Source organism: uncultured Maribacter sp. (genome assembly GCF_947500405.1).
In the GTDB taxonomy this organism is placed as follows: domain Bacteria; phylum Bacteroidota; class Bacteroidia; order Flavobacteriales; family Flavobacteriaceae; genus Maribacter_B.
The window spans coordinates 19,361-43,548 of the sequence record NZ_CANMRY010000009.1 but is presented as its reverse complement, the minus strand read 5'-3'; the positions used below and the strand labels follow the sequence as shown (position 1 = coordinate 43,548).

Here is a 24,188-nt window from a genome sequence, read left to right as displayed (position 1 = left end):
TTTATTGTGGTTTTTTTGTTTTAAAATAATACTTTTTATTTATTCTTTCTTAATTATTAGAATAATATTTCTATTTCCAAATTTCTTCCATTTCTTCTAAAGTCTTTCCTTTTGTTTCAGGTACAAATTTTAATATAAAAAACATTGCTAAAAGACTCATAAGCCCATATACCCAATAAGAAAACCCATGATTAAAATGCTCTGTTAAAAAAGAGTTATCATCCATCATTGGAAAAGTTAAAGAAACTAAGTAATTTGATATCCATTGGGCAGCTACTGCGATAGCCATGGCTTTTCCTCTTATTTTATTTGGAAATATTTCAGCAAGTAAAACCCATGTTACAGGCCCCCAGCTTACAGCAAAACTAGCGACATAGAGCATCATACAAATTAATGCCAAATAACCTGTAGACTTAGCAAAAAACACAAATCCAAGAGCAAACATTGCTATTGTCATACCTAACGCTCCAATAATCATTAAAGGCTTTCTACCATATTTATCTACGGTCTTAATAGCAATAATAGTGAATATGAAATTTACAATACCAACAAGTATTGTTAAAAATAAAGCACCATCCGTATCAGAGTTAATAGATTTAAAAATTTCAGGGGCATAATATAATACAACATTAATACCTACAAACTGCTGAAAAACAGAAAGAATTATTCCTATTGCAATAACTAACCAACCATAAGACAATAATTTACCTGAGGTTTCGGTAACAGACCCATCAATTTCTGATAAGATTTTATGACCTTCTATTTTTCCATTAACTTTAACTAATACATTTAGAGCTTCTTTTTTTCTGTTTTTTAACATTAAAGATCGTGGTGTATCAGGTACAAAAAATAGTAAAATTAAAAACAAACTCGCCGGTATTACCTCTGAGGCAAACATCCATCTCCAACCCACAGTGTTTAGCCATTCATCAGAGCCCCCTCCTTTTGAAATAAAATAATTAACAAAATATACAACCATAAAACCACCAACAATAGCTAATTGATTAAATGAAACTAACTTACCTCTACTATTTGCTGGAGCTATTTCTGAAATATACAAAGGAGAGAGCATAGATGCTAAACCAACCCCTAAGCCGCCTATAATTCTATATATAATAAATACAGTTGAGAATGTATGGTCTGCTGTACCTATTCTAGTAATTAGCATTTCTGGCATTGCTGATCCTAATGCAGATACTAAAAATAAAATAGCTGCAATTATTAAACCGTTTTTTCTACCAACTTTTTTACTTATTACTCCTCCAAATATGCCTCCGATGATGCACCCAATTAAAGCACTTGATATTAAAAAACCTTTAAAAGCACTTGCTGCTGTTTCTGACAAACCTTTTGGCTTTATAAAAAAAGCATCTAAAGAGCCAACTGTTCCTGAAATAACACCTGTGTCATAACCAAATAGTAACCCTCCTAAGGTAGCTACTAATGTTAATTTTAATAAGTACCTTGAATTTTCTGACTTGGACATATATTTTTAAGATTTTACTATTATTTAGTGTGTTTTTTAATAAAGCTTTGTTTTAAACTAGTTTTTTTAAATTCCAGTGTTAACAAAGTTAAGTGTATATTAAAAAAGTGTTTGTAAATTATTAAGCATCATTTGTTACAAATTCAGCAACTTAACTATACGGTTACTCTAATAAAATTTATGCAAACACATTAAGTTAGACTATGTTGCAGTATTATATAATAATATAGTATATTTTTTTTAGGTAAGAATAAAAGATGTTGTAAAACATACTCAAAAAACGCTTCAACAGAATATTTGCATAAACACAACTTTTAGGCTTGATCCGAAATTACGTAAAGATAGGTAAGGTAATAAATAAAAAAGCCTTTCAATTTCCTGAAAGGCTTTTGGTAGTAGCGGGAACAGGACTCGAACCTGTGACCTTCGGGTTATGAGCCCGACGAGCTACCTACTGCTCTATCCCGCGATATGGATTTCAAAATAATCAACTTTGCCTTAAAAGCACTCAGTTCATAATGCTGACTGACTTATTTTGGACTGCAAATATACAATGCTTTTTGTTTACTATCAAAATAAAAACACATATTTATTTTACTGCATCCGTTTTAAAATTCCTAAATTACCCAATCTTTAAGATTACCGTTATTTATGAATTTTTTAAACGATTTATTGTCTTCCGTCTTGCCATATACAGAATGGCCCATGTTTATTCTTTTAATTGGTGGCGGACTTTTTCTTTTCTTCTATTCTAAGTTGGTTCCTCTTCGTTTTTTTGGGCATGCTATAGCAATAACCGCAGGTAAATATGATGATAAAAATGCAAAAGGAGATGTTAGTTCTTTTCAGGCGTTATCTGCAGCTGTCGCTGCAACAGTAGGCTTAGGAAATATTTCTGGAGTAGCTATTGCTATTCATGATGGTGGTCCTGGAGTAGTTTTTTGGATTTGGATTACGGCAATTTTGGGAATGGGAATAAAGTTTTATTCCTGCAGTTTATCTATAATGTTTAGAGGCATAGATTCAGATGGTAAAATGCAAGGAGGTCCTATGTATTATATTACAAAAGGTTTGGGTAAAAAAGCAAAACCTCTGGCTGTGTTTTTTGCTGTTTGTGGGTTATTTGGTTTTTTAGGCGTTTTTACAGCAAATCAGTTCACGGAGACATTCATGAGTGTAATTGAGCCATCGGAAACCTTGTATGCCATGGGAGATGAGTGTTGGAAATGGACAATAGGAATCTTTTTAGCCGTAATTACTTCTTTTGTAATATTTGGAGGTCTTAACAAAATAGCAAAGGTGGCGTCTGCAATTGTACCTTTTATGGTATTTGTTTATTTAGTTGCAGTAATTGTGGTTATGCTATTAAATTCTGGCCAAATAATACCATCTTTAAGATTGATTTTTACAGAGGCTTGGAACTTTAAAACGGTAGTAACTGGAGGTTTCTGGGGATTAGTTATTATTGGGGTTCGTAGAGCTATGTTTTCTAACGAAGCAGGTTTAGGTAGTGCACCAATGTATCATGGGCAATCTAAAACGGACAATCCTATTAAAGAAGGTTTAGTAGCTATGTTGGGTCCATTTATTGATACAATTTTGGTATGTACTTTTACAGCTATAGTAATAATATTAAGTGGTGCATATTTAGAAGATATGAGCGGAATTGTAATGACCTTAGAGGCATTTAGACGTACACTTTTTGGTTATGGTGATGATTTATTAATGATAATTGTATCTGCTTTTGCTCTTTCTACGTTATTTACCTATTCCTATTATGGTGTAAAATCACTTTCTTTTCTAACAAACGCACGAATAGGTAAATTATATAATGTCTACTTTGTTATAATGATTATTTTTGCCGCTGTAGCTTCTTTAGATTTAGTGAAGAATTTAATAGACCTTTCATATGCTTTAATGGTAATACCTAATATGATAGCCGTTTTATTATTGGCGCCGAAAGTAAATGAAGCTGCAAAAGCATATTTTAAAAAGTTAAAGAATGACAGAGCATAAAGCCGGGTTTGTAAATATTATTGGTAATCCTAATGTAGGGAAGTCTACATTAATGAATGCTTTTGTTGGAGAAAAATTATCTATTATTACCTCTAAAGCACAAACTACAAGACATCGTATTTTGGGAATAGTAAACGGAGATGATTTTCAGATGATTTTATCAGATACACCTGGGATAATTAAACCAGCCTACGAGTTACAAACTTCTATGATGGACTTTGTAAAATCTGCTTTTGAAGATGCCGATGTCTTAATTTACATGGTAGAAATTGGAGAAAAGGCTTTAAAAGATGAAAAGTTTTTTAATAAAATAAAGAATTCTAAGATTCCTGTATTACTATTATTAAATAAGATTGATGTTACTGAACAGGAAATAATAGAAGAACAAGTACAGTATTGGCAAGAGCAATTACCAACTGTAGAAATACATTTAATATCGGCACTTCAAAATTTTAATGTTACAGGTGTTTTTGAGCGTATTATAGAATTACTGCCAGCTTCACCAGCTTATTATCCTAAAGATCAATTAACTGATAAACCAGAGCGGTTTTTTGTAAACGAAACTATTCGCGAAAAAATATTAATACACTACAAAAAAGAGATTCCGTATTCTGTAGAAATAGAAACCGAGGAGTTTTTTGAAGATGAAGATATTATTCGCATGCGTGCTGTTATTATGGTAGAAAGAGATTCTCAAAAAGGAATCATTATTGGCCATAAAGGAAGTGCTTTAAAAAGAGTAGGTGTAGAGTCTAGAAAAGACTTGGAGAAATTTTTTGGTAAACAAGTTCATTTAGAATTATATGTAAAAGTGAATAAGAATTGGCGTAGCGATTCTCGACAGCTGAAACGTTTTGGTTACAATAAGAAGTAATTAGTAACCATAGGATATACTTTTCTTTACTTTAGAATTAAGTAGGATGTTCATTTTTGTTGACTTATAATAATCAATGAAATACCAAAATGAAAAAATCACTTATTCTAGCGGCTTCAATGGCCCTAATTTTTAGTTCATGTATTAATGATGATAATACAGACTTTGATGGCGATAAAGATATAGATGTATCTGCATTAACTTTTACAAAATTAAGCACTTCTATTAATGGTTCTGGAGATGAAGGATTTGCAGAAATCAGTGCTTTTGATGCAAAAACAGAGAAATTATTTGTAGTAAATCCAAATGAGCAAGAAATATCTGTATGGGATATATCTAATCCATCAGCAACACTAAAATTAACATCAATAACATTACCTGGAACACCAAACAGTATTGCTGCACATGATGGCTTATTAGCGGTAGCTGTAGAAAGTGATCCAAAACAATTAGATGGGCAAATAATTACTTTTAATACAGAAACACAAGTTCAAGTAAATACTTATAATGCAGGAGCATTGCCAGATATGGTAACTTTTAGTCCAGATGGTAAATATATTATATCTGCAAATGAAGGAGAACCAAATGATGATTATACTGTAGACCCTGAAGGGTCTATTTCTGTAGTTAATATTAAAGAGAATGAAATAAACACATTATTTTTTGGTGCTTATAATGGGCAAACTATAGGTAATGATTTTCGTGTTTTTGGCCCTGGAGCTTCTTTAAGTGAAGATGTAGAGCCAGAATACGTTGCTGTATCAGAAGATAGTAAGTATGCATACGTTACTTTACAAGAGAATAACGGTATTGCAGTGGTAGACCTAGGAAGCATGGCAATTACAAATGTTTATGGTTTAGGGACTAAAGATTTTTCTTTACCAGAAAATACGATGGATGCTAGTAATAAAGATGCTATTGTTGGTAATTTTAAAAACTGGCCAGTATTAAGTTATTACATGCCAGATGCTATGACTTTTTCTAGAATTGGTGGGGCTGAGTATTTAATAACTGCAAATGAAGGAGATGCTAGAGATTATGATGGGTACTCTGAGGAAGAAAGAGTTAAAGATTTAACTTTAGATGAAACTGTTTATCCTAATGCAGAAGAATTACAATTAGATGAAAATTTAGGTCGTTTAAAAATTACAACTGCCAATGGAGATACTGATGGCGATGGAGATTTTGACCAAATTTATGGTTACGGTGGTCGTTCTTTTACCATATGGGATACTGCAGGATCAAAAATATATGATAGTGGTGATCAAATAGGAAAGAAAACATTTGAATTAAATCCGGAACTTTTTAATAATGATGAAGGAGAAGCTGATGGTCGTAGTGATGATAAAGGAGCGGAGCCAGAATCTGTTACGACATTAAAAATAGGAAATAGCACCTTACTTTTTGTTGGATTAGAAAGAACAGGAGGAGTAATGGTTTATGACATAACAACGCCAACAGCACCGGTTTTTGTAAACTGGTTATATAACGCAGAAGATATTGCTCCAGAAGGATTAATAGTAATTCCTAGTGAACAAAGTCCAACTAAAGAAAATTTATTAGTAGTAACTAATGAAGTTTCTAATACAATTACTATTTATGAGATAAAATAAGTAAGGTTAAGTAACTATTAATTAATCTCTAAGATTAAGTATATACTTGAACTTAGAGATTTTTTTTGTCCTATTTTTTCTAAAAATAGGATTAAATATGAGTATAAATATGAAATGATTACCTACCTTTGATTTATCGGTTAAGTGTGTTTTTTATCGATAAAATGCACGAATCCCCATTATTATATGAAAAATATTATAGTTTTTGGTGCTTCAGGAAATGGAAAAGTTGTTTTAGATTGTATTCAAAAGCAAGGAAAATATTCTGTTATTGGTTTTATAGATTCCAATAAAAGAAAAGGAAGCGTTGTTGTTGGTTATACTGTTTTAGGAAGTGTAGCAGATTTACCAATATTAGTAGAAAAGTATGGCATTGTTGGTGGTGTTGTAGCAATAGGAGATAATTGGATACGAAAAAAAGTGGTAGATAAAATAACTTCTATTTTACCAAATTTTATATTCGTAAACGTTATTCATCCAAATGCTTGTGTAGGAAGAGAAAGTCATATTGGTAAAGGAAGTGTAATTATGTCTGGCGCAATTGTTGGGTCTAGTACAAGAGTTGGGGATTTTTGTATAGTAAACACTAATGCTTCCATAGATCATGATAGTATTATGGGAGATTTTTCTAGTCTAGCACCTCGTGTATGTACTGGAGGTAATTTTTACTTAGGTGAATTTTCAGTTGTTTGTTTGGGAACTAATATTATAGAAAATATTCGAATAGGAAATCATTCTGTAATAGGAGCAGGTTCTTTGGTAATAGATAATGTAGAAAGTAATGTTTTGGCGTTTGGCTCTCCTGCTAAAGTAGTTAGAAAGAGGAATCCTGGGGAATCTTACTTAACAGGAGCAAAAAAAAGAACTATAAGTCATAATTTTTTAAAAGAAGTATAGTTAAAAAGTCTTCTGTTTATATTCTTATCTTTTATTTAAGTATTAGCACTACCTTTGTGGCTTAATTTTATATTATGAGTGCTATTGTTGCTATTGTAGGAAGACCAAATGTTGGAAAATCTACATTTTTTAATCGTTTAATCCAAAGAAGAGAAGCTATTGTAGATGCTGTTAGTGGTGTTACAAGAGACCGTCATTATGGAAAGAGCGACTGGAACGGAAAAGAATTTTCTTTAATAGATACAGGGGGTTATGTTGTTGGTAGTGACGATATTTTTGAACAAGAAATAGATAAGCAGGTAGAACTTGCTATAGAAGAAGCCGATGCTATAATTTTTATGGTAGACGTAGAGTCTGGTATAACAGGAATGGACGAAGATGTTTCCAAGTTACTTAGAAGAGTAAATAAACCAGTCTTTTTAGCAGTTAATAAGGTAGATAATGCTATGCGTGCAGAAGATGCTGTAGAATTTTATAACCTTGGGCTAGGAGATTTTTATACACTTTCTAGTATAAATGGTAGTGGTTCTGGAGAGCTTCTAGATGCAATTGTAAAAGTCCTTCCAGAAGTAGAAGAAGAGGAAAGTAATCTTCCTAGGTTTGCAGTTGTTGGTAGGCCAAATGCAGGAAAATCTTCGTTTATAAATGCATTAATTGGAGAAGATCGTTATATTGTGACCGATATTGCTGGTACAACAAGAGATAGTATAGATACTAAATATAATCGCTTTGGGTTTGAATTTAATTTAGTAGATACAGCAGGTATACGTCGTAAGGCAAAAGTTAAAGAAGATTTAGAATTTTATTCAGTTATGCGTTCTGTAAGAGCTATAGAGCATAGCGATGTTTGTTTGTTGTTGTTAGATGCCACTCGTGGTTTTGATGGGCAAGTAGAAAATATTTTCTGGTTAGCACAAAGAAATAATAAGGGCATTGTAATCTTAGTAAATAAATGGGATTTAGTAGAAGACAAGGAGACAAATACTATAAAGCATTATACCGATAAAATTAAAAAAGCAATAGAGCCTTTTACAGATGTTCCAATTCTATTTATATCTGTGCTAACAAAGCAACGTATTTTTAAAGCTATAGAAACCGCCGTTGAGGTGTATAATAATAGAAACATTAAGATACCTACACGTAAGTTTAATGATACTATGTTGCCTATTATAGAGAACTATCCACCACCAGCATATAAAGGTAAGTTTGTTAAGATTAAATTTTGTATGCAACTGCCAACGCCATATCCGCAATTTGCATTCTTTTGTAATTTACCGCAATATGTTCGTGAGCCATATAAGCGTTATTTAGAGAATAAATTACGTGAAAACTTTAATTTTTCGGGAGTTCCTATTAGTGTATTTATGCGCAAAAAGTAAATATTTTTCGCAGGCCTATAAATTAGTCCGTAGTGTATTGTAATACCTTTTGTCGATAAAGCATTTTTTTTTAAAATATTATCTTCTAATTAAAGTTTATGTAAGGCAAACCTAGTCTTAATATTTGCTTATGAGAAGTACCATTTATTATCTGTTAATTAGTATACTATTTTTTAATATTTCATGTAAAAGTGAAGATTTAGATACTATTATTAGTAATTCTGAGTATGCAGCCGATAAAGAAAATTTAGATGTAACAGGATTACCTATTCTAAATTTTAAGGCACAACTACCTAAAATGCCAACTAGCCTTGAGTATGTTATTGATATTGACCAATGGGATATACCCAATAATAATACAAATGCTGTAAAAACGACTAGTAATTTACAAGCAGCAATAGATTGGGCTCATGAAAACAATTATACTAAAGTTGTGCTGCCAGAAGGAGAGTATTTGGTTGGGGAAGACGTTAATGAAATTTATCAAGGAGGTATTGAAATTCATGGCGATACGGAATTTGTTTTTAGTGAGGGAGCAATTTTAAAAATAGATACAAATAATAAATGGAATTACTGCGTAATTAGTTTAAATGGAGATAATATAATTATTCGTGATGGAATCATTAAAGGAGATCGAGATACTCATGTTTACGTACCTCGAGATAGTGACGGAAGTAAATCTCATGATGAAGGTCATGGTATTTGTGTTTGGAATACAAGTAATCAAGTATTAATTAAAAATATGGAACTTCATAACTTAACTGGTGACGGTTCTTTAGTATTAGATTCTAATGATGTTACTTTTGTGAATAATAATATTTATAACAATAGACGTCAGGGTATTTCTATAGTTGGAGGCAAACGTATAGAGATAAGAGATAATGAAATACACCATATTAAAGGAACAAGTCCAGAATTTGGAATTGATATAGAAGGTGCCGGACGCATAGATGAGAACATATTAATACAGAATAATTATTTTCACCATAACGCAGGAGGAGATATTGTAAATACAAGTGGTAAGAATGTTTACATCTTAGATAATACTCTTGAGCAAGGAGAAGGAAGCAGTTATGTAGACGCTCCGATTGTTAGTTGGCATAAAACGCATAATATTATTGCCAGAAATAGTATAACCATGAATTCGGATTCCGTTAATGGAAGGTTGGGCTATATTCAATACTCTAATGGGGGGGATAAAGGACATAACCGAGCCACTTATGTACATGATAATGTTTGTAATAATTGTGGTATGTATATGTATAAAAGTTCAGACGCAGATATTAGGCGCAATAAATTTCTTGGTTATTTTATGGCGTTTATCGATTTTGAAAACGTAGTGTTAATAGATAATTTGGTTACATATTCTAAAGAACATACAAACCTTAGGTTTTGTTGGTCATATCGTTTTAATAATGTTACAGGTTTTGCTAACGGAAATTATTTAGAAGATGAGCTACAAGAAATACCACTTTCTGAAACGAAACCGCATACTCTACAATGTGTAATAGATGGATGGTAGTTTTTTTGAACCATTGCCGCCTGATAATAATTCAGGAAAAGAATACTAAGACTACTTTTAAAGAAAATTTATAATTTTAATAAATATATCTTCCTTCATGAAGAGAATACTTATTTGTCTATAATGGCTGCAAGCTATAAGTGTTTTACCAGCCTCCAGATGCGCCGCCGCCGCCAAAGCCGCCGCCGCCAAAGCCGCCGCTAAATCCGCCTCCACCTCCGAAGCCACCGCTTCCAAAGCCTCCACTAGAAGAGCCACTGCGTCCCATATTACTTAGAATAATAATATCTCTAAAGTCCAATCCGGAACCTCGTTTACCACCTTTGTTGTTATGATTATTCCCTTTTCTATTCCATAAGATTATTAGAATAATAAAGAAAATAATAAATGGTAAAAAGGCTTCAAATGGTATCCCTTCGTTAAAAGTTCTATCTTCTGTAAATTCTCCGTTTAAGACTTTTATAATTGCATCGGTGCCTTTATTGAGCCCACCATAGTAATCATTTTGTTTAAATTTAGGAATAATTACGCTTTCTATAATTCTACGAGACATGGCATCGGTTAAAGAGCCTTCTACACCATATCCTGTATTTATAGCAATTTTACGGTCGTCTCTAGCAAGTAATACTAATACGCCATTATCTTTTCCTTTTTGGCCAATTCCCCATTTTTGTCCCCAATTTGCTCCTAAGTAGGTTATATTTTCACCTTCCGTAGAACTAATTATAGCAACTACTATTTGTGTTGAGGTACTATCTGCGTATTGGGTAAGTTTTCTGGTAAGTATTTTGTTTTGCGAATCGGATAATAAACCAATATAGTCATAAACACTGGTTTGGTTTTGTTTACCAGGTTTTTCGGGGATATTAAATTGCGCTTGTGAAATAGTCCAAAAGCATAAGAAAAAAAGAAGAAAACTACCCTTTAGATATTTCATTACTTAATTCATTAGTGTCGCCATGTAGCCATGGAAAATGTTCTTCTAGCTCTTTACCAGCTTTTAAAACACCATTAATAATTCCTTCTTTAAAGTTACCGGCAACAAAATCTTTACGTATACCTTCTTTGGTAGCATCCCAAAAGTTATTGGGTACAACTTTGTCTATACCTTTATCACCGTAAATTGCGAATTTTCGGTCATTAACAGCAATGTAAAGAAGTACTCCATTTTCTTCTTTGGTATTATCCATTTTAAGAAAATGAAAAACTTCTTTAGCTCTATCTAATAAGTCTAGTCGAGTATGTGCTTCAATGTGTACACGAATTTCACCAGAAGTATTTTTTTCTGCTTTAATTATAGCATCTACAATTTCTTGCTCTTCTTCTGCTGTTAAAAATTCTTCTACTCTAGACATTAATTTTATTTAAAATCAAAATTAACATCTGGAGCATCTTCAGAACCGGCTTCAGCTTTAAAATAAGCTAGCTCATCAAAATTAAAAATACCTGCTAAAATAGATCCAGGGAATTTTTTAATTAAAACATTGTATGGTTCTACAGTTGCGTTAAAACGGTCTCTAGCAACATTAATTCTATTTTCTGTTCCTTCTAACTGAGACTGTAATTCTAAAAAGTTTTGATTTGCTTTTAAATCGGGGTAACGCTCTACCGTAACTAGTAGGCTTTTTAATGCACCACTAAGCCCGCCCTGAACTTTATTAAATTGCGCAAGTTGCTCTGGCGTTATATTTGTTGGGTCTATAGACACAGATGTAGCTTTTGCTCTTGCTTCTATAACATCGGTTAATGTACCACGTTCAAAATCTGCTGCGCCTTGTACTGTTTTTACTAAATTACCAATAAGGTCATTCCTTCTTTGGTAAGCACTTTCTACATTTGCCCATGTTTTGGTAGAGGTTTCTTTTAGTTGTACAGCTGTATTGTTAAAGCCTACTGCCCATTGGTAAATTCCAAATGCTAATACTCCAAGTACTAGTAAAGCAATTAATCCTTTTTTCATAATAGTGTTTATTTAGTGTTTATAGGTTGTTTTTTATTTTTATAAGTTCCATTTTTACTTTTTCTAATTTTTGTATGATATCAAAATTAGATAAAGTTTTGTGTCGCTCTTCTTTTAAATGTGTTTTTGCTCCTTCTAAAGTAAACCCTCTTTCTTTAACAAGGTGGTAAATTAACTTTAAATTGGTAATGTCCTGTGGTGTAAATTTACGGTTGCCCTTAGCGTTCTTTTTTGGTTTTAGAACATCAAACTCTTTTTCCCAAAAACGAATTAGAGAAGTGTTTACATCAAAAGCTTTGGCAACTTCGCCAATACCATAATATCTTTTTTCTGGAAGTTCTATATGCATTAATCTAGTGATTGATTTTCCTGATTAGCAAACTTTAGCATATTCTCAAATTCTATAGGGGATAAACTACCATAATAAAAATTAATTGGGTTTATACGATCCTTTTCTTTCCAAACTTCATAATGCAAATGTGGAGCTTCGGAACGTCCTGTGCTACCTACAAAACCAATAAGGTCTCCACGCTTAACTTTTTGTCCTTTTTTTACATTGTATTGGCTTAAGTGCGCGTACAAACTAAGGTAACCATATCCATGGTCTATACGTATGTGTTTACCGTACCCAGAAGAATTATTATCTGCTCTAACTATTTTACCGTCTCCTGAAGCATAAATAGGAGTTCCTTTAGGAGCAGTAAAATCCATTCCATAATGCATTTTTCTTGCCTTTGTAAAAGGGTCTGAACGCCAGCCGTAACCAGAAGCCATTCTAGTTAAATCTTCATTGTTTATTGGTTGTATAGCCGGTATTGCAGCTAGTAATTTTTCTTTTTCTTCTGCAAGGATAGTAATTTCATCTAAAGATTTAGATTGTATAGCCATTTGTTTTTTAATAACATCTAAACGTTTGGTAGTAGCAATTACCATATCAGAATTATTAAAGCCTTCTAGAGATTTATATCTATTTATACCACCAAAACCTGCTCTTCTCTGCTCTTCAGGAATAGGGTTTGCTTCAAAATATAGTCTGTAAATATTATTATCTCGATCCTCTATATTAGCAAGAACATCTTCAATTTGCTCCATTTTTTTGTCTAACAACTCAAACTGAAGTTCATAGTTTTTTACCTCTCTTTGTAAGGATAGTTCTTTGGGAGTATTAATTAAATTGGTGTTTAAAAGGAAAATTAATCCTAGTAAACCAAATAGAAATGACCCTAAAAAAAAGAAACTTATGTTTCTATACCGTTTAGATTTTTTTGGTTCAATCTTACGGTAAGATAACGTATCTGGATCGTAATAATATTTTACTTTAGACATGAATAGATTTTATCCTATTTTTGTGCTTTAAATATAGCGCAATAAACAAATATAAAAATTGTTTTGCAGAAACCATTATTTTTTAAGAAACCTTACCATTTTAGATGAATTCCAAGGAAATTAGAAGTCAGTTTTTAAATTTTTTTAAAGAAAAAAACCACAAGATAGTCGCATCTGCCCCAATGGTTATTAAAGATGACCCTACTTTATTGTTTACAAATGCTGGTATGAACCAGTTTAAGGAGTATTTTTTAGGAAATAGTGTGCCTAAAAGTTCTAGAGTTTCTGATACACAAAAATGCTTAAGAGTAAGTGGTAAGCATAACGATTTAGAAGAGGTAGGTAAAGATACGTATCACCATACTATGTTCGAGATGCTTGGTAATTGGAGTTTTGGAGATTACTTTAAAAAAGAGGCAATAGAATGGGCTTGGGAGTTGTTAACCGATGTTTTAAAAGTAGATAAGGATAGTCTTTACGTTTCTGTTTTTGAAGGAAGCTCGGATGCAGATAATTTAGAAATGGATATGGAAGCTTACAATTTATGGAAGGCTATTGTACCAGAAGACCGAATTATAAAAGGAAATAAAAAAGACAATTTTTGGGAAATGGGAGAGCAAGGACCTTGCGGACCATGTTCAGAAATACATGTAGATATACGTTCTGCAGAAGAAAGAGCAAAAATTTCTGGGGCAAGTTTAGTAAACAAAGACCATCCTCAGGTTGTAGAAATATGGAATCTTGTATTTATGCAGTATAACCGTAAAGCAAGTGGCCAGTTAGAACCTTTGCCAGCAAAACATGTAGATACAGGAATGGGCTTTGAGCGTTTGTGTATGGTTATGCAAAATGTAAAATCTAATTATGATACCGATGTTTTTACGCCAATTATAAGAGAAATAGAGACTATTACCAATTCTAAATATGGGAAAAATGAAGAAGTAGATATTGCAATACGTGTAATTGCGGACCATATTAGAGCGGTGTCTTTTTCTATTGCAGACGGACAGTTGCCTAGTAATACTGGTGCAGGTTATGTAATACGAAGGATTTTAAGAAGGGCAGTACGCTATGGTTTTACCTTTTTAGGAACCAAAGAACCTTTTATGTATCGTTTAGTAGGAGTGCTAAATAATATAATGGGAAGTGCTTATCCAGAATTAAAAGAGCAACACCAATTAATAGAAAATGTAATTAAAGAAGAAGAGCATTCTTTTTTAAAGACATTGGATCAGGGATTGGTTTTATTAGATACTATAATTAGTAATACCAAAGGAAAAGAAGTAAATGGGGCTAAAGCTTTTGAACTTTATGACACATATGGTTTTCCTATAGATCTTACTGCTTTAATTTTAAGCGAAAAAGGATTAAGTTTAGATGCGGCAGGTTTTGACAAAGCAATGCAGGAACAAAAAAATCGTTCTAAATCTGCATCAGAAACCTCAAAAGAAGATTGGACTATTTTACGAAATGACCAAGAACAAGAGTTTATTGGTTATGATAGATTAGAGGCGGATGTAAAATTGGTAAAATATAGAAAAATCACTTCTAAGAAAGATGGGCAGCAATATCAATTAGTTTTTAATTTAACTCCGTTCTATGCAGAAGGAGGAGGGCAAGTTGGAGATAAAGGATATTTAGAAACACCTAACGGAGATGTTATTTATATTATGGATACTAAAAGGGAGAATAACGAAATTGTTCATTTTTCTAAAAATTTGCCTAAGAAATTAGAAGAGACATTAAAAGCGGCTGTAGATAAAAAACAAAGACAAAGAACCGAAGCAAACCATACTGCTACGCACTTATTACACCAAGCTTTAAGAGAAATTTTGGGGACACATGTAGAGCAAAAAGGTTCTGCAGTGCATTCTAAATATTTACGTTTTGATTTTTCTCATTTCTCTAAAGTTACAACAGAAGAATTGCGTGAGGTAGAAGGTTTTGTGAATGCTAGGATAGAGGGGAAATTACAATTAAAAGAAAGTAGAGCAGTTCCTATGAAACAAGCTATAGAAGAAGGAGCAATGGCTTTGTTTGGAGAAAAGTATGGCGATACTGTACGTACTATTCGTTTTGGGCAATCTATAGAGCTATGTGGAGGAACACATGTTGCAAATACAGCAGATATTTGGCATTTTAAAATTAAGAGCGAAGGTGCTGTTGCTTCTGGAATTCGTAGAATTGAAGCCATAACCTATGATGGCGTAAAGGAGTTTTATACAGATAATAATAAAATATTAATAGGTATAAAAGACTTGCTTAATAATGCAAAAGACCCAATAAAATCGGTATCCACTTTACAAGAAGAAAATAGTGCTTTAAAAAAACAGATAGCAGAGCTTTTAAAAGATAAAGCTAAGAATCTAAAAGGAGATTTGTTAAGTAGTTTAGAGGAAGTAAACGGGGTGCAATTTTTAGCAAAAAAGATAGATTTAGATGCTGCTGGGATTAAAGACCTTTCTTTTGAAATGGGACAGAATAAAGACAATTTATTCTTATTATTCGGTACAGAGCAAAAAGGAAAAGCACTATTGTCTTGCTATATATCTAAGGAATTAGCTGCATCTAAAAACATAAATGCAGGAACTATTGTTCGTGAACTAGGTAAATACATCCAAGGTGGCGGTGGCGGACAGCCATTTTTTGCTACAGCTGGAGGTAAAAACCCAGCAGGTATAGATGAAGCTTTAAGTAAAGTAAAAGAGTATATTTCATAAACTAGTTATGAAACTCCAAACAAAAATTCCTTTACAAAAGGAAAAGAACCAAATAACATATAATAGTTCTTTATTATTATTGGGTTCTTGCTTTGTAGAGAATATTGGGGAGAAATTAGAATATTATAAATTCCAGACGGTTCAAAATCCGTTTGGAATTTTATTTCACACCCTCGCAATAGAAAGTTTAATAACTAGAGCTGTTACTTCTCGAGAGTACACTAAAGATTCTATTTTTTTACATGAAGAGCGTTGGCATTGTTATGATGCGCATTCCGAGTTAAGTTCTAGTACTCCTGAGGAATTGTTAGAAAAACTAAATAGTGGACTGCAGATTACTAGAGACCAGATACAAAAAGCATCTCATATTGTAATTACTTTAGGAACCGCTTGGGTGTATACTTTTTTAGAGGAGAAAAAAATAGTAGCTAATTGCCATAAAGTTCCGCAAAAACAATTTTCTAAGAGAATACTATCCGTAAAAGAAATTCAAGAAAGTTTAGAGCATATAAAACTGCAAATTAAAATCATAAATAAAGAAGCAATTCTATTGTTTACTATCTCTCCAGTACGTCATATAAAAGACGGATTTTTAGAAAACCAACAAAGTAAGGCACATCTTATTACTGCTGTACATGAGGTAGTTAAAAAAAGTGGTGCAGCTTATTTTCCATCTTATGAAATTATGATGGATGAATTACGCGACTATCGTTTTTATAAAGAAGATATGGTGCACCCAAATGCTGTTGCGGTTTCTTATATCTGGGAGAAATTTACATCGGTTTGGATTGCAGAAGAAACCCAAAAAGAGATGGATAAAGTTGCAGTAGTACAAAAAGGACTTGCGCACAGACCTTTTAATGAAAAGTCTCTTAAACATATAGCGTTTTTAAAAGCGCTTGAAAAGAAAAAAATGTATCTTCAAGAAACGTATTCTTTTATGAAATTTACGGTATGAAAAGAGTTTTAATAGGCGCGTTGGTTGCATTGGCCATGGTTTTTGTTTTTCGTTCTTGTGTGGATAGCAATAAAGAAAAAGCAATTCTAGAGGAAAACTCAATGCTCATTCAGGAACAAATTAAAAATATTTCTAAATTAGTTGTAACCGAAGGGCATTTTGCAGAAGTATATAATTATAAGGATTCTCAAGAACTTTTTGGACCTTTAATTACAGCAGATAAAAAAGCTTTGGTGGTAGTTAATGCCGAAGTTACCGTTGGTTATGATTTAAGCAAATTAACTTTTAAAGTAGATGAGAAAGCAAAAGTCTTATACATAAAAGAAATCCCAGAACCCGAAATTAAAATAAACCCAGATTTTGAGTATTATGATGTTACTGCAGATTATTTAAACCCTTTTAAAGCAGAAGATTATAACACTATAAAGAAAAACATACGCGCTTCCCTATTAAAAAAAGTAGAAGCTTCTTCTTTAAAAAGCAATGCCAAAAATAGATTGTTGAGTGAGTTGTCTAAATTCTACGTACTTACCAACAGTATGGGGTGGACATTAGAGTATAACGAACACACTATTCAAGAAAATAGTTTAGAGCAATTTATAAAGGATTAAGCTTTTTTATTTTTTGATTGGTCTTGTACTAGTGTTATACCATCATCAATAAGATGTTTAACTTTAGGATTATTTAGCTTTATATTTTCTAAGTGAGTGGCAATAGAAGTTGCAAATTCTATAGTGTTACTATCCATTGCCAGTTCATAAAGTTCTACGGAAAGAAGCCAGTCATTAGGGTAATTTTCTTGTATTTCATTAAATACTTTATTTCTAGAAACAGTTTTGTTTTTGCCTTCTCTAAAGTCTCTAACTTGTTGGTATAAATCTTCTAGTTTTAATTGTTTAGTAGTCTTTTTAATTTTATGGGTTGTTGTTTTAACTTTATGTGTTACTCTGTTAAAACTAGATAAATCTGCAGGGCCATTAAAAGCGGAAACAATTTTTTCTCCGATTGCCATATTATAAAGTTCCTCTTCCGAATTAAATAACACCTTTCCTAAATGCGTAACAACGCAATTTTTTAATGTAATTAAAATAATTTCTCCTTGTAAGTTTCGTGTTCCAGTAATAATTTTTCCTTTCACAGTAATATCGCCTTCAAATTCTAGAGAAATTAATTCGCCTTCAAAAATGTTATACGCCTTAAGGTCTCTAGGACTCATATCCTCAATAGCAATATTAATACCCTTTAATTTTCCTACAGGAGAACCAAAACCGGAATAATGTTGATTAATTCCTTGCCCTATAAGCTCTTGGTTGCGATAGGAAAGTGCAGTAGGTCCTGCTGTCTGAAAAAATATTGGATTACCCTTATCTTCAAGAACCGAAATAAAATTACCAGAGATTTGTAAACCTGTACTTAGTTCTATAGTACCTATTTCTGCTGCATTTATTAATTTTTGAACACCACTTAGTCCTCCAGTTCTTAATGCCATAGTATTTGCAAATTCTTCTAAAACTTGGCTTAGAAATGAAAAATCAGGTGTTACAAATAGTTGTGGTTGTGGTTTGGTAATATCAAAAGCAGTGTGCGCTGCTATTTTAGAATAGGATATTTTTTCTACTTCGTTTGTCATGCACCAAGCACTTTCTCCAATAGAGGATAAAAGTCCTGCGCCGTATATTTTAGGGGAGTCAACAGTACCAATTAAACCATACTCTACAGTCCACCAATGCAGGTTTCTAATAAGAGCCATTTCACTAGGTTTACCCATATTTTGCTGAAGATTTTCTATTAGGTTTTCGGCCTTTTTAATTTCGTCTTCTGGAGTGTTTGGAGCTTCTTTTATGATAGATAAATGACGTACAGCTTCATATAATTCATAATCTTTTTTGCTAGAAATAGCTTTACACCCTATTTCTCCAAATCGTCTTAAATATTCTGCGTATTCAGGATTAGCAATAATGGGAGCATGCCCAGCACCTTCGTGTATAATATCTGGCGCAGGAGTGTACTCTATGTTTTCTAATTGCCTTATATCTGATGCAATTACAAGAACATTGTATGCTTGGAACTCCATAAAAGCGGATGGAGGGATAAAACCATCTACGGCAACAGCTGCCCATCCAATTTCTTCTAAAATACGGTTCATACCATACATGTTTGGAATGTTATTTATGGATATTCCTGTTTTTTGTAACCCTTCTAGGTAAGATGCGTGTGCAACTTTCCCTAAATAACCTACATTTTTGCGCATAACATATCTCCAAACTGCTTGATCTATAGCAGAGTATTCCTCATAGTTTTGGGGTTTTATAAATTGCCTTAGGTGTTCGGGTAATTTATCTAAAATTGGATTGCTTTGGTAGTTGTTTTGCATATTATATATGTAAATATAAAAATGTATAATTACTATTAAAGATATATATTTAGTTATTTAGTAGTGTAAAATGTATAATTATTAGTAAAAATTCCTGTGTTTTTAATTTATTAGGAAATAAGTACTTTTAAGTTGAGTTTTATAGTGCTAAAACAGGAAAATTTATGGAGAAAAAAATAGATAGTATAGACAGAAAAATATTGAAGATACTAGAGAAAGATGCAAAAACTAATGCTAAAGAAATAGCAGAACGTTTGCAAATGACCAAAACCCCAGTTTATGATCGTATAAAAAGGTTAGAGCAGAATGGTTTTATTTCTAAGTACGTTGCTATTATAGATAAAAATAAAGTAGAACCTAGTATTACTGTTTTTAGCTTTGTATCCTTAGATGCTCAAAAAGAACGCTTAATGGATGATTTTGCTACTAGTGTAAAAAAGTACTCAGAAGTAGTAGAGTGTTTTGTAGTAGGTGGGGAGTTCGATTTTTTATTAAAAATAGTAGTTAAAGATTTGGAGGATTATTTTAAATTCTCAAAAGATAAGGTAGCATCCTTGCCGCACATAGGAATGGTTAAAAGCGCATTTGTTTTAAACGAAGTAAAAGACAGTACTTATTTTCCTTTATTATAAAAAAAGAGATTGTTTATCTAAACAACCTCTTTATTAAAATTTATATACAGACACTTATTTTACAGCCATTATTTGTGGCGGATAAGCTTTTAATATTTCGCCAACAAACTGCTGTATACGTTCTTCTTTCTTTTCTATACTTTTAGAAGGAGAAAGAGTTCCAATTCCTTTTCCTTGCCAAACCAATTCTTTGCTTTTAGCATCAATTAAATCTATATAAAGAGAACCTTGTGTTCTAGTGCTTACTTGGGTGCCATTGTTCCACCCTGGTCCCCAATAATAAGGATTCCAGCCCCAACCAAAACCACCACCCCAGTAGTTATTGTAAACATCAACTTGTTCTTTCTCTTTAGTAAAAATGCTTACTAAGATATCCGGAGAGCTAGATTTTATAAAACCTCTTGTGGCCATTTCAGTATCAATAGCTCTTAAAATTCTTTTTTTATCTAAATCAGAAATTTGCGCTTTATCAATGCCAGTCTTGTAAAATGCGTATGATTTATACGAATTAAAATTAGCATCTTTATCATAATCAGAAAGTACGCGTACCGAGGTACAAGAACTTAATACAGCCAATACTAATATTGGTATTGCGAGTAATTGTAGTTTTTTCATAACAACTATATTTTTTGGGATTAGAATAGATTTTTTGTAATTAAAACATCTCAAAAATCATGCCGAAGAAACATCTGGTTATTGTTTATTTGTCTTTGTATTATAACCATAAGGGCAATGTCTGCAACCACTTTCGCAGCAATAACCTCTTTTTAAATGAAATTGTTCTGTAAATACTTTGTATCCTTCTTTAGATAAGTAAAAATCACCTTCTTCTAACGGAATAATGTCTTTCATGTACAGTAATTAGCTTATAAAGTTTTGCAATAAAATTACGGATTCTTTGTTGATAAATGCCTTGTATTTGTTAGAAAGCCATATAATTTAGCAAGGTTTATAGGTTTTTTTATTCTTTAATCGATTTTGTTTATATGTAAATCTAGGAACTTTTAAAGATTAAAAAATTACAATTATCTTTGAGGGTAAGCGTTTGTAAAAAGTATTTATGATATTAATATTCAAACATTTCTTCTATAAAAATTACGTAGGCTTGTCTTTATGGCCTTTTATAATTCTAAAGGATACTACCTTAAAAGAAGATATTGTACTTATTAATCATGAAAAAATTCACCTTAAACAGCAGCAAGAATTGCTTATTATCCCTTTTTACATTTGGTATGTAACAGAATGGCTACTACGAAGTGTTTTTTATTTAGACACATATAAAGCATATCAAAATATTAGCTTTGAGCGTGAAGCTTATTATAATGAGAATAATTTAGATTATTTAAATCAAAGAAAATTCTTCAGCTTTATTAAATACCTTTGGCGTAATTAAACAAGAGTTTAGTGCAAACGCAGAATCAAAAAGTACATCTTCCTATACTTAAAGAAAAAGAAATTTCGCTCTACATAAAGCGAGAAGATTTAATACACCCGTTAATTTCTGGAAATAAGTATCGCAAATTAAAATACAACATTCTAGCAGCTAAAGAAAAAAAGCAAAATACCATACTAACCTTTGGTGGTGCATACTCTAACCATATTGCAGCAACGGCTTATGCAGGTAAAGAGCAAGGCTTGCAAACTATTGGTATTATTAGGGGAGAAGAGCTTCAAGGTAAATGGCAAAATAATGCTACGTTACGTTTGGCAAAAGAGCATGGTATGCATTTTAAATTTGTTACTAGAGAGGCGTATAAGTCTAAAGAAGCGTCAGAATTTATAAACCAACTAAGGAAAGAATTTAAAGATTTTTATTTATTGCCAGAAGGTGGTAGTAACTCTTTAGCAATACAAGGGTGCGAAGAGATCTTAACTCCAGAAGACAATGTCTTTAATGTAATTGCTTTAGCTGTAGGTACTGGAGGTACTATTGCTGGAATTATAAATACATCAAAAAATAATCAAAAAGTAATTGGTTTTCCTGCCTTAAAGGGTGATTTTTTACAAGAAGATATTCGTAAATTTGCAACCAAAATAAATTGGGAACTTCAAAATAAGTATCATTTTGGAGGTTATGGTAAAGTTTCTTCAGAATTAATTATGTTTATTAATGCTTTTAAAAAAGAAACTAATATTCCGTTAGATCCAATATATACAGGTAAAATGGTATACGGTTTGATAGAGATGATAAAAGAAGACTTTTTTATACCTGGCACAAAAATATTAGCAATTCATACGGGTGGCTTACAAGGAATTAAAGGAATGAATGCAGTATTAAAAAAGAAAAATCAATTAGGAATAGTAGAATGAAAAAATATAGTTTCTTTCTTTTAGTAGTTTTTTTAGTAATTGGTTGTAAATCCAAAAAAACGACAATACATTCTGGTAAGCTAAAAACAGAAAATGTAGTTTCTCATAAAAAAAGGAAAACTGTAAAAAGGAATAAGGATTTACCAAAAGATTCTGAAAAGTTTGTTCATTTTAAATTTAATACAGCTCAAGAATATATAGATACTTTCTCAGAAATAGCGCAGATAGAAATGATGGCTTATGGTATACCTGCAAGTATAACTTTAGCGCAAGGATTATTAGAAAGCGGTTATGGCAAAGGAGAGTTAGCCATGAAAACAAATAATCATTTTGGAATAAAATGCCATACAGGATGGGAAGGCGATTATGATTTTCATGATGATGATGAAAAAGGAGAGTGTTTTAGAAAATATAACCACCCAAGGTATTCTTATAGAGACCACAGTGTTTTTTTAACAACAAGGTCTAGGTATGCTTTTTTGTTTGATTATCACCATAAAGATTATAAAGCATGGGCTAAAGGGTTACGAAAAGCAGGGTACGCTACAGATAAAAAATATCCTCAAAAACTTATTTACCTTATAGATAAGTATCAATTATATACCTATGATACTCCAAAGGGAAGTGTAGCAAACGTAAAAAGAAAACCAATAATAGTACCTAAAGTAAATTCTAAAAAACACATTGTTCAAAAAGGAGATACCTTGTATTCTATATCAAGAAAATATTTTGTTTCTGTAGAAGAATTAATGCGAATGAATAGAATGCAAAACACCAATTTGTCTATTGGTCAGGAACTTGTAGTAAAATAAAAATAGCAATTATAAAAGATGATTTATAAAAGAAGTAGTGCCTTATTTAATGATGCTAAAAAATATATTCCTGGAGGTGTAAATTCTCCGGTACGTGCTTTTAAAGCTGTTGGTGGGAATCCAATCTTTGTAAAAGAAGCAAAAGGAGCATATTTGTATGATGAAGATGGTAATACACTTATAGATTATATAGCTTCATGGGGGCCATTAATATTAGGGCACGCCTATGAGCCTGTAATAAATGCTATTGTAGATAAAGCAAAAAAAGGAACATCTTTTGGAATGCCTACAGAAATAGAAACAAATTTAGCAAAACTAGCAGTTTCTATGGTTCCTAATATAGATAAAATACGCTTTGTTAATAGTGGTACAGAGGCTTGTATGAGTGCTGTGCGTTTAGCAAGAGGGTATACAGGAAAAGATAAAATCATAAAATTTGCTGGATGTTACCACGGTCATTCCGATTCTTTTTTAATACAAGCGGGTAGTGGTGCAGTAACTTTTGGTAGTCCTAATAGTCCAGGTGTTACCCAAGGAACAGCAAAAGACACACTATTAGCAAATTATAATGACTTAGCTAGCGTAAAAGCACTTACAGATGCTAATGCTGGGGAAATTGCAGCAATAATAATAGAGCCTATTGCAGGTAATATGGGTTGCATTATTCCTACTTCAGAATTTATTAAAGGCCTAAGAGAACTTTGTACTAAAGAAGGGATTTTATTAATTTTTGATGAGGTAATGACAGGGTTTCGCTTAGGAGTAGGCGGGGCACAAGAAGCTTTAGGCGTAGATGCAGATATTGTTACTTTTGGAAAAGTAATAGGTGGCGGTTTACCCGTTGGTGCTTTTGCTGCTAGTAATGAAATCATGAGTTATTTAGCTCCAGACGGACCAGTTTACCAAGCAGGAACACTTAGTGGTAACCCATTAGCAATGAGTGCAGGTTTAGCAATGTTGACCGAATTAAATAATAGCCCAGAAGTTTTTGAAAGCCTTGCAGAAAAAACAGAGTATTTGCATAAAGGTTTTGATGCTGTTTTAAAAACAAAGGGAATTCCGTACCAAATAAACCGTTATGGAAGTATGATTTCTGTGCATTTTACAGATACTCCTGTAGTAGATTTTGCATCTTCAGCTAAAGGAAATAACGACACTTTTAAGAAGTACTTTCATGGCATGTTAGAGCAGGGTATTTATTTGCCTCCTTCTGCTTTTGAAAGTTATTTTTTAAATGATGCCTTGTCTTATCAAGATTTGGATAAAACTATTGATGCTATAGATAAGGTGTTTTAAGTGAGTTGGTTTT

23 protein-coding genes and 1 tRNA gene are annotated in these 24,188 nt (G+C 32.2%); 14 read left to right on the top strand and 10 right to left on the bottom strand.

Features of this window, described 5'->3' with window-relative positions:
- Positions 1 to 70: 70 nt before the first annotated feature.
- Both xylE and Q0945_RS12650 read right to left on the bottom strand, forming a co-directional pair.
- Positions 71 to 1,486 (bottom strand): D-xylose transporter XylE, encoded by a 1,416-nt coding sequence (gene xylE / locus Q0945_RS12655; RefSeq protein ID WP_299435093.1) that lies wholly within the window; start codon positions 1,484 to 1,486, stop codon positions 71 to 73.
- 396 nt (positions 1,487 to 1,882) lie between these two features.
- Positions 1,883 to 1,955, bottom strand: a tRNA-Met gene (locus Q0945_RS12650).
- Positions 1,956 to 2,137: 182 nt separating this feature from the next.
- On the opposite strand from Q0945_RS12650, the gene Q0945_RS12645 reads away from it, so the two are divergent.
- The 6 genes from Q0945_RS12645 to Q0945_RS12620 all read left to right on the top strand — a co-directional run bounded on the left by Q0945_RS12645 (position 2,138) and on the right by Q0945_RS12620 (position 9,787).
- Positions 2,138 to 3,502, top strand: coding sequence for an amino acid carrier protein (locus Q0945_RS12645; RefSeq protein WP_299435091.1), 1,365 nt, complete (start codon positions 2,138 to 2,140; stop codon positions 3,500 to 3,502).
- On the top strand, positions 3,489 to 4,376 hold the full coding sequence (era, locus tag Q0945_RS12640; RefSeq protein WP_299435089.1) for a GTPase Era: 888 nt from the start codon (positions 3,489 to 3,491) through the stop codon (positions 4,374 to 4,376). The genes Q0945_RS12645 and era overlap by 14 nt, the downstream gene beginning before the upstream one ends.
- 89 nt (positions 4,377 to 4,465) lie before the next feature.
- On the top strand, positions 4,466 to 5,989 hold the full coding sequence (locus Q0945_RS12635) for a choice-of-anchor I family protein (RefSeq protein WP_299435087.1): 1,524 nt from the start codon (positions 4,466 to 4,468) through the stop codon (positions 5,987 to 5,989).
- 186 nt (positions 5,990 to 6,175) lie between these two features.
- A complete protein-coding gene (locus Q0945_RS12630; RefSeq protein ID WP_299435085.1) occupies positions 6,176 to 6,886 on the top strand; it encodes an acetyltransferase in 711 nt (236 codons plus the stop codon).
- A gap of 74 nt (positions 6,887 to 6,960) precedes the next feature.
- A complete protein-coding gene (der, locus tag Q0945_RS12625) occupies positions 6,961 to 8,265 on the top strand; it encodes a ribosome biogenesis GTPase Der (RefSeq protein WP_299435083.1) in 1,305 nt (434 codons plus the stop codon).
- A gap of 130 nt (positions 8,266 to 8,395) precedes the next feature.
- Positions 8,396 to 9,787: a right-handed parallel beta-helix repeat-containing protein gene (locus Q0945_RS12620; protein ID WP_299435081.1), complete on the top strand. Its 1,392-nt coding sequence runs from the start codon at positions 8,396 to 8,398 to the stop codon at positions 9,785 to 9,787.
- A 145-nt stretch (positions 9,788 to 9,932) separates the two neighbouring features.
- On the opposite strand, the gene Q0945_RS12615 is transcribed toward Q0945_RS12620, so the two are convergent.
- From Q0945_RS12615 to Q0945_RS12595, 5 genes are read right to left on the bottom strand one after another with little or no spacing between them, the layout of a single operon-like run.
- Complete coding sequence (locus Q0945_RS12615) at positions 9,933 to 10,724, bottom strand: TPM domain-containing protein (protein WP_299435079.1); 792 nt, start codon at positions 10,722 to 10,724, stop codon at positions 9,933 to 9,935.
- Entirely contained in the window at positions 10,705 to 11,142 is a 438-nt protein-coding gene (locus tag Q0945_RS12610) for a TPM domain-containing protein (protein ID WP_299435077.1), read from the bottom strand. Before Q0945_RS12610 ends, Q0945_RS12615 begins: the two co-directional genes overlap by 20 nt.
- Before the next feature lie 5 nt (positions 11,143 to 11,147).
- Positions 11,148 to 11,747: a LemA family protein gene (locus Q0945_RS12605; RefSeq protein WP_299435075.1), complete on the bottom strand. Its 600-nt coding sequence runs from the start codon at positions 11,745 to 11,747 to the stop codon at positions 11,148 to 11,150.
- A 19-nt stretch (positions 11,748 to 11,766) separates the two neighbouring features.
- On the bottom strand, positions 11,767 to 12,096 hold the full coding sequence (locus Q0945_RS12600; RefSeq protein ID WP_298487646.1) for a MerR family transcriptional regulator: 330 nt from the start codon (positions 12,094 to 12,096) through the stop codon (positions 11,767 to 11,769).
- Entirely contained in the window at positions 12,096 to 13,073 is a 978-nt protein-coding gene (locus Q0945_RS12595) for a M23 family metallopeptidase (protein ID WP_121065386.1), read from the bottom strand. The genes Q0945_RS12600 and Q0945_RS12595 overlap by 1 nt, the downstream gene beginning before the upstream one ends.
- 104 nt (positions 13,074 to 13,177) lie before the next feature.
- On the opposite strand from Q0945_RS12595, the gene alaS reads away from it, so the two are divergent.
- Genes alaS through Q0945_RS12580 form a run of 3 tightly spaced genes read left to right on the top strand, consistent with a single transcriptional unit; the run spans position 13,178 to position 17,362 of the window.
- A complete protein-coding gene (alaS, locus tag Q0945_RS12590) occupies positions 13,178 to 15,793 on the top strand; it encodes an alanine--tRNA ligase (RefSeq protein ID WP_299435073.1) in 2,616 nt (871 codons plus the stop codon).
- A gap of 7 nt (positions 15,794 to 15,800) precedes the next feature.
- On the top strand, positions 15,801 to 16,751 hold the full coding sequence (locus Q0945_RS12585; RefSeq protein ID WP_299435071.1) for a GSCFA domain-containing protein: 951 nt from the start codon (positions 15,801 to 15,803) through the stop codon (positions 16,749 to 16,751).
- Positions 16,748 to 17,362: a DUF4230 domain-containing protein gene (locus Q0945_RS12580; protein WP_299435069.1), complete on the top strand. Its 615-nt coding sequence runs from the start codon at positions 16,748 to 16,750 to the stop codon at positions 17,360 to 17,362. Before Q0945_RS12585 ends, Q0945_RS12580 begins: the two co-directional genes overlap by 4 nt.
- Here the strand turns inward: Q0945_RS12580 and Q0945_RS12575 are convergent.
- Positions 17,359 to 19,125, bottom strand: a complete 1,767-nt coding sequence (locus Q0945_RS12575; RefSeq protein ID WP_299435067.1) for an aromatic amino acid hydroxylase — start codon at positions 19,123 to 19,125, stop codon at positions 17,359 to 17,361. The two genes, Q0945_RS12580 and Q0945_RS12575, sit on opposite strands and share 4 nt — an antisense overlap.
- A 164-nt stretch (positions 19,126 to 19,289) precedes the next feature.
- Between Q0945_RS12575 and Q0945_RS12570 the strand changes: the two genes are divergently transcribed.
- Entirely contained in the window at positions 19,290 to 19,757 is a 468-nt protein-coding gene (locus tag Q0945_RS12570; protein ID WP_299435065.1) for an Lrp/AsnC family transcriptional regulator, read from the top strand.
- A gap of 54 nt (positions 19,758 to 19,811) precedes the next feature.
- Here Q0945_RS12570 and Q0945_RS12565 read toward each other — a convergent pair whose 3' ends face one another.
- Together Q0945_RS12565 and Q0945_RS12560 are read right to left on the bottom strand one after the other, a co-directional pair.
- A complete protein-coding gene (locus tag Q0945_RS12565; protein ID WP_299435063.1) occupies positions 19,812 to 20,372 on the bottom strand; it encodes a DUF4136 domain-containing protein in 561 nt (186 codons plus the stop codon).
- A 78-nt stretch (positions 20,373 to 20,450) separates the two neighbouring features.
- Complete coding sequence (locus tag Q0945_RS12560; protein ID WP_299435061.1) at positions 20,451 to 20,609, bottom strand: DUF5522 domain-containing protein; 159 nt, start codon at positions 20,607 to 20,609, stop codon at positions 20,451 to 20,453.
- 208 nt (positions 20,610 to 20,817) lie between these two features.
- On the opposite strand from Q0945_RS12560, the gene Q0945_RS12555 reads away from it, so the two are divergent.
- The 4 genes from Q0945_RS12555 to hemL are packed head-to-tail and all read left to right on the top strand — an operon-like array spanning position 20,818 to position 24,175.
- Complete coding sequence (locus tag Q0945_RS12555; RefSeq protein ID WP_299435059.1) at positions 20,818 to 21,150, top strand: hypothetical protein; 333 nt, start codon at positions 20,818 to 20,820, stop codon at positions 21,148 to 21,150.
- An 11-nt stretch (positions 21,151 to 21,161) separates the two neighbouring features.
- Positions 21,162 to 22,067 (top strand): pyridoxal-phosphate dependent enzyme, encoded by a 906-nt coding sequence (locus Q0945_RS12550; protein WP_299435057.1) that lies wholly within the window; start codon positions 21,162 to 21,164, stop codon positions 22,065 to 22,067.
- Complete coding sequence (locus Q0945_RS12545) at positions 22,064 to 22,879, top strand: glucosaminidase domain-containing protein (RefSeq protein WP_299435055.1); 816 nt, start codon at positions 22,064 to 22,066, stop codon at positions 22,877 to 22,879. The genes Q0945_RS12550 and Q0945_RS12545 overlap by 4 nt, the downstream gene beginning before the upstream one ends.
- Before the next feature lie 18 nt (positions 22,880 to 22,897).
- Positions 22,898 to 24,175 (top strand): glutamate-1-semialdehyde 2,1-aminomutase, encoded by a 1,278-nt coding sequence (gene hemL / locus Q0945_RS12540; protein ID WP_299435053.1) that lies wholly within the window; start codon positions 22,898 to 22,900, stop codon positions 24,173 to 24,175.
- The last annotated feature ends 13 nt before the right edge of the window (positions 24,176 to 24,188 follow it).